General features: G+C 68.9%; 9 protein-coding genes and 1 pseudogene. 6 read left to right on the forward strand and 4 right to left on the reverse strand.

All coding sequences use genetic code 11. The features are described from left to right. Window positions 1-322 (reverse strand): annotated as a pseudogene (locus AB0B76_RS58550) (transposase family protein); the annotation flags it as partial. Between the two features lie 125 nt (window positions 323-447). Here AB0B76_RS58550 and AB0B76_RS58555 point away from each other — a divergent pair. After that, a complete protein-coding gene (locus AB0B76_RS58555; RefSeq protein ID WP_360395024.1) occupies window positions 448-687 on the forward strand; it encodes a hypothetical protein in 240 nt (79 codons plus the stop codon). Window positions 688-930: 243 nt separating this feature from the next. Here AB0B76_RS58555 and AB0B76_RS58560 read toward each other — a convergent pair whose 3' ends face one another. Then, a complete protein-coding gene (locus AB0B76_RS58560; RefSeq protein ID WP_360395026.1) occupies window positions 931-1,860 on the reverse strand; it encodes a hypothetical protein in 930 nt (309 codons plus the stop codon). 212 nt (window positions 1,861-2,072) lie between these two features. Next, window positions 2,073-2,519, reverse strand: a complete 447-nt coding sequence (locus AB0B76_RS58565) for a hypothetical protein (RefSeq protein WP_360395028.1) — start codon at window positions 2,517-2,519, stop codon at window positions 2,073-2,075. On the opposite strand from AB0B76_RS58565, the gene AB0B76_RS58570 reads away from it, so the two are divergent. From AB0B76_RS58570 to AB0B76_RS58580, 3 genes are all read left to right on the forward strand, one after another. Then, a complete protein-coding gene (locus AB0B76_RS58570) occupies window positions 2,518-3,435 on the forward strand; it encodes a tyrosine-type recombinase/integrase (protein WP_360395031.1) in 918 nt (305 codons plus the stop codon). The two genes, AB0B76_RS58565 and AB0B76_RS58570, sit on opposite strands and share 2 nt — an antisense overlap. Before the next feature lie 163 nt (window positions 3,436-3,598). Then, window positions 3,599-4,135, forward strand: a complete 537-nt coding sequence (locus tag AB0B76_RS58575; protein ID WP_360395034.1) for an isochorismatase family protein — start codon at window positions 3,599-3,601, stop codon at window positions 4,133-4,135. Window positions 4,136-4,463: 328 nt separating this feature from the next. After that, complete coding sequence (locus AB0B76_RS58580) at window positions 4,464-4,802, forward strand: hypothetical protein (RefSeq protein ID WP_360395037.1); 339 nt, start codon at window positions 4,464-4,466, stop codon at window positions 4,800-4,802. Window positions 4,803-4,814: 12 nt separating this feature from the next. Here AB0B76_RS58580 and AB0B76_RS58585 read toward each other — a convergent pair whose 3' ends face one another. After that, entirely contained in the window at window positions 4,815-5,264 is a 450-nt protein-coding gene (locus AB0B76_RS58585) for a DivIVA domain-containing protein (RefSeq protein ID WP_360395039.1), read from the reverse strand. Between AB0B76_RS58585 and AB0B76_RS58590 the strand changes: the two genes are divergently transcribed. Both AB0B76_RS58590 and AB0B76_RS58595 read left to right on the forward strand, forming a co-directional pair. Next, a complete protein-coding gene (locus AB0B76_RS58590) occupies window positions 5,257-5,595 on the forward strand; it encodes a hypothetical protein (protein WP_360395042.1) in 339 nt (112 codons plus the stop codon). The two genes, AB0B76_RS58585 and AB0B76_RS58590, sit on opposite strands and share 8 nt — an antisense overlap. 27 nt (window positions 5,596-5,622) lie before the next feature. Then, window positions 5,623-5,997: hypothetical protein (locus AB0B76_RS58595; RefSeq protein WP_360395045.1), on the forward strand; the 375-nt coding region annotated here is incomplete at its 3' end.

Here is a 5,997-nt window from a genome sequence, read left to right on the forward strand (position 1 = left end):
ATGAGGGTGCCGTCAAGGATCGCGTACGCGAGAGTACGGATCCGGGCCATGGCCGCGGCGAGGTCGTCCGCGGCTGCGGCGAGCAGGGCGATCGGTTCTTGCACGTAGCGCCAGGCGGTGGCGACGCCGACCTGGAAGCCAGCGGCGAGAGGCGGGCGTAGGTGTCACCGTTGCGCAGGTGGGCCAGGGCGAGCAACGCCTGCCGTGCGGGATCGAGGCGCCGCCACCGGGACCGATGCTGGTTGCGATGACGGCGGATGCGGGCGGCCAGGTGGTTCAGGGTTCGGCTGGACAGCGGGATTGCGGCGGGGTAAGACAGCACAGCGAGGCTCCCGGTCGGGGCATCGGATCTTGGTCGACTGCTGTCTTACCTGGAGCCTCGCCCTCATCGATATCCGGGGGCGCCGCACGCCCTCCGAGCTGCGACATCAGCTTGGAAAAGGTTCAATGGAGCATCTCCTTACCATTGCCAGCTGGGAGTTCAGCCGTGGCGACGAACGGCGGTGGATCCCGCTGGAGGATCGTGCGGCCATGGCCGGCTGGGGCTGGGACACCGACCACGATCACCCATGGCGCACCCGGCAGAACCCGACCGGCCTGATGCTCGGCGACGCCGGCGGGATCTATCTGTTCGTCTGCACCCGATGCCCCACCCGACCATTCGACTACCGGTTCGACTGCGCTTGACGCCACGAGCATCGCCGAACTGCTGCCATAGTCAAGATCGGATGCGCGCATCTGCCGCAGGTCTCGCGCGGCTGCCGTCTGGGAGATCGCTACGCTTCGTGGCGGCGGATCAGGTGCGTGTGGCGCGTATCGGTTCCTGTGAGTTGAAGGGGACGCCTCCTGGGGGCCTGGCGATCCGCGAGGCCATCGGAGTGCCCGGAGGCCGCCGAGGTGCGCCTCGGAGCTCGGCGCCCGGAACTCGGCTCACGCTCGCGGTGCGTCGATGACCCGCACGGAGTATCGCGTCGACAGCAGACCACTGTTCGCGTACACGATCGCGAGGCGCGTGCCGTCGGCGTTGAACGCGGCGTCCTGGTAGTGGCCCGCTACGAACGACTGGAACTGCCCGCGTTGGACTCGCCATAGGCCGGGCTGGCCGCCGACCTCACCGACGACCACGATCCGGTCGCCGTGCACCGTCATGCCCCCGGGCGCGGACAAGCCCCGGGCGAGGGTTGAGGTCTCGCCGTGGGCGTCGTACCGGCACACGCTGAACGTGAACCTCGGCTCCGGCGCATCGGTGCCGCACTGCGGGGTCAGGTACACGATCGAGCCGTCGTCGGCCACGACGGGGAACCGCTGATCGGGGTCGTCGGTGAGGCAGATGCCGGACCTGCCGAGCTGTGCGCGCAGCCCGCCGTTCGCGCACGAGTGCGACGAAAAGTAGACCACGCCGGAGCGCTGCGACCAGGCGACGCCGCCGCCGGCCATGTCCAGCTCGGCGATGGTCACCGACGGCCCGCCGCCGACGGCCCACCGCACGAGCCGGATGTCATCCGGGCCGCAGGAGATGATCAGCCCCAGTTCGCGGTCGCTGATCGGCACCGGGTCCCCCGGACCATGCCCGGGTTCGTTCGCCGCCGGGCAGTTCGGATGGTCGATCTGCACCGCCTCGGGCCGCGCGCCGGCGCGGACCCGCATGAGCTCCGTCGGCGTATCGGAGTCGTACCCCTGCCAGCCGGCCAGATAGTAGACCGTGTCACCAATCCAGACAGGGTCGGCGTACTCCTGCTCGACCGACGAGACGAGCTCGTCGCCCCGCTCACCGGCGGAGCAGCCGCCGACGCCGACGACCATCGCAACCATGGCCGCCGGCCACAGGCAATTCGCGACGACAGATCGAACGATCTTCACCCGCCCATCTTCGATGAGGGCCCTTGGTTCCCGCTGCCCCTGTAGGAGCGAACGCCTCCGTAGGTCGAACCCGACGGACGCTGCTGCGTGCCGAACCGGCGAGTGCGCGCTCATGCCGCAGTTGGTGCGCGGCGGCCGGTTCGCCTCGTCACGGCCGGTAGCAGGCGAGGCTTCTTGTTCCGCATTGAGTGCGTCGTGAGGACGTCCATGGATCATGGTTGGCGTAACGGCCAGGTTCCTCGCCGGACGAGGCGATCAAGGTAGTCAAGCAGCTTCACCTCGCTGCGTACGAGCCGTTCACGTTCTGGCGTCGGCAGATCGGCAAGCAGGTCGGGGAGGTGTTCGCTCTGCGGTACGAACACCATGGCACCGGAGTACTCGCGGCACGTCGAGCACCAAGCCAAGCCGACGCAGCGCTCGTAGGAGCTGTTGGAGGGCGCGTAGAAGCGGTAGCTGTAGGAGTAGATATCGCCATCGCACGCGATGGCATCCGTCCCATCACGGCTCGTGTGAATCGTGCTGACTTTCGACCATGCCCACCTGGCAGATCTGCGCCCCATGCCCTTGATCTTTCCTGGCCGTGAGCCCACGCCGCCATCCTGATCTGCCGCGGCGGGGGCTCTGGCGTTCATCTCGGCTCGTGACGCACCGTAGAACATGGTTGCGTTCCCTGTCCCCGACGCCCGGCTCGAGTCGCCGGGCGAGCTTGTCCTGCGGGCCGCGGTCGCGGCCTACCTCGGCCGCTATCGCGGCCTGACCCGGCAGCACAGCGAGTCAGACTTGCGGGTCTTCCTGCACTGGTGCACCGGCCACGACCTCGACCCGCTGGCCGCGGTCCGGATCGACATCGAACGATACGTGCGGTGGCTGCAGGACGTGCGCTGCCACCAACCGTCGACCGTGTCCCGCCGGTTGTCGATCGTGACCGGCTTCTACCGCGTCTGCGTCATCGACGGCATCCTGCCGCACTCACCCGCCGACTACGTCCGCCGGCCCACCGTCCCTGCCGAGTCACCGACCCTCGGCCTCGGACATCTGCAGTTCGAAGCCCTGCTCACCACCGCCCGGCTCTCGGCCAACCCCAACGACTTCGCGCTCATCGCCCTGCTGGGCCTGCTCGGACTGCGGATCTTCGAAGCCTGCGGGTCCAACATCACCGACCTCGGCGAAGAACACGGCCACCGCGTCCTGCGCGTCCGCGGCAAAGGCGGCAAAGTCGTCCTCATCCCGCTCCCACCCGCAGTCGCGCGGGCAATCGAACGTGCTGTCGGCGCCCGGGTCGATAGGCCGATCCTGCGCAACATGCTCGGCGGGCGGATGGACCGCCACGCCGCCTCCCGCCGGCTCCGGCATCTGGCCGCGGCGGCCGGCGTGCGCATGCCGAGGATGCACCCTCACATGTTGAGACACACATTCGTGACGACCATGCACGACGCTGGGGTCAGCCTCCGCGACGTGCAGATCGCCGCTCGGCACGCCGACCCGCGCACGACGATGCGCTACGACCGGGCCCGCAACAACCTCGACCGCCACCCCAACTACATCCTCGCCGCCTACATGGCCTCCGGAACCTGACCCGGCGGCTCGCGACCATGCCGCGCATACGTGATCATCCGACGCGGACGGTCGGCACGTCCGCGCGCCCGTGTGGCGCAGCGGGAGCTGACAAGGCACCCGGCGCCGCGAGCGGTGGCCTGCGGGCGGTGACCTGCGCCGCTGAGGTTGTTAGGGTTACACAGTGAACGCACCCCTTACCGAGTCGCTTGTCGCGCGACGGGCTGCACTGATCGTCGTGGACCTGATGCCGCGGATCGTCGAGCAGGACATGGGCCCACACAAAGGCGTCGACGTGGTCAGCCGGGCGGGCCGTCTGGTGGCAGCGTTTCGCCACGCAGGCGGTACCGTCGTGCTGGTCCGAGTGGAGCGGCCGAACGTTGCCGAACAGCCGCCGGGAAGTGGGTTCGTCCCAGAGATGCTGCCCCGAACGGGCGACATCACAGTCGTGAAGCGCACCATCGGCGCGTTCTACGGCACGGGCTTGGCCGGGCAACTGCGGGAGCGTGCCGTGGAAACGGTGGTCATGGCTGGAATCGCTACGACGATGGGCGTCGAGTCGACGGCCCGTGCGGCGTCGGATCACGGATTCGAGGTGATTTTCGCCAGCGACGCGATGAGCGGCATCACAACCCAGGAGCATGAGCACGCGCTGACGGTGACCCTGCCGCGGTTCGGCGAGGTCCTCACGACCGACGAAATTCTGCAACGGCTCGGCTAGCGTCCCGGCCGCAACGGTTCAACCCGCCGCGACGGCGCATCACACCAGCTGATCTCGGGTGCACGCATCTGCCGCCGATCGGGCGCTGGCCCTCGTCTACGATGGTCACGCTCGCTACGTCGGTCGCCTCAGCGGCCTGATTTGGGGGCGATGCGCGCTCGTGCTCGAGCGAGCGTTGGGTGGGCTGGCGAATCAAGCAGCCCGGATGTCCAGCAGCTCGTGCGATGGCAGTTGATCTTGGATCCGTCTCCTCGACACCGACCCACTCGATGCCGCCGAGGACCTCCCCCCGCTGAGGGTCCTTGATCGTGTAAAGGAACAGACCGTCATGGGAGCCGCGAACGCCCGCGTTGACTCTCATGGACATCCCGAGGCCGCGACCGTGCTGGAAATCGATGGACGGGCACCCGCAGCCGCACGCGCCGACGACGACCACTTCCGCCGCCTGGCCTCGCAGGGTCTCGACGCCCTGGAAATCAATGGCCAGCAGCGCCTCAAGCACCGCTCGCTCCCGCTGAGTCAGCGGCCTCGCGTCCACGCCAATGATCATCCCATCAGCGACGGAGGCCAGCATCCGCTATTGCCGCTGTTCGGTGCGATCCGTAGCGGCCACGCTGCACCGCTTCCGCGCAACCCTGCGCGGGATGCGCCGCCTCAAGCATCATGAGGAGGTGTGCTCTTACGTCTGCCCCAGCTCGGCGAGGAGTTGTCGTAGGTACAGGTCGACCTGGTCCTGTCGATAGCCGCGCGGCGCGGTCGGCAACTCGGCCCGCCGCAGCGCGGCTATGGCAGCGGTACGGCCGGAACCTTCGGGATCGTCGTGGATAGCACGGTGGACGCGGTTAAGCAGCCGGTCCACGATGTCGGCCCGGTACCCGGGCATGGCGTAGCAGAATTCAACCGGCGGCTCCGGCCGTGCGGCGACAGCGGCTTCCGCTGCGGGAAAGGGGACGGCGGGCGCACGCCGGCGCAGCCGCGGCCCGGCGATGCCCATCACCACGACACCGACGGTCACCATGACCGGCGGCAAGAGCTCGTGGCGGTAATCGCTGACCAGGCCAGTGCCGGTGACGACACTCTCGGGATCGTCGCGGTCCACGTACACCGTGATGGTCTCACCCTTGGCCACGCCGGCGTCGCCGGACGTCGATCCCAGCCCGACCCGGTGCGTCACGCCGTCGATCTGGTACCTGACCTGGACCCACGCCCCGCCGGTCTTCGCGCTGCCCCAGGTGCCGACCCACCTCGACGACGGCGACGACGGGCACACCCTCGCGCATCCGCCGCTCGGGGCCGGTGTACCGGTCGACGGCGGCCACAATCCCGAGCACGACCAGCGCGGCCCCAGCGATCAGGAAGCCGAGTGCCACTCGCCGCATCGCCCGCCTCCGCTCCGCATCGTCCTCGCGCCGACCGGCTCCCAGAGACCGTGGTGGTCGTGCTCGCCCGGCACCAGCTGAGCGGCGGCATCCAAAACTGTCCCACCCGTGGGCCGCGGCACCGACGGCCGCGGCGAGCGCGGCGCCACCCGCGGTCAGGGCGAGCACTTGACGGCCTATGGCGCGGCGCTGCGGGAGTGCGGCGGCGGGTTCCAGGGCGGTGACGGTCCGCGACGTGGGGATGGAGATGGCGTTGCGCGGGGCGTAGAAGCCCATGACGGCGAAGTACAGCAGCCGCATCCCGATGCTGTAGGCGGCAACGCCGGCCACGCCGGAGCGGCTCACCTCGGCGATGAGTACGAGGGCGCCGGTCCTGCGGACGAGGAAGCCCCTGTGGGGTGTCTTTACTTCGCTTCGGTGCCTGAGCTGGGCTTCTATGCGGCTCGTTCGTACTCGTTGATGAGGCCGCCGAGGATCGGTCGG

This window comes from Dactylosporangium sp. NPDC049140, assembly GCF_040648435.1.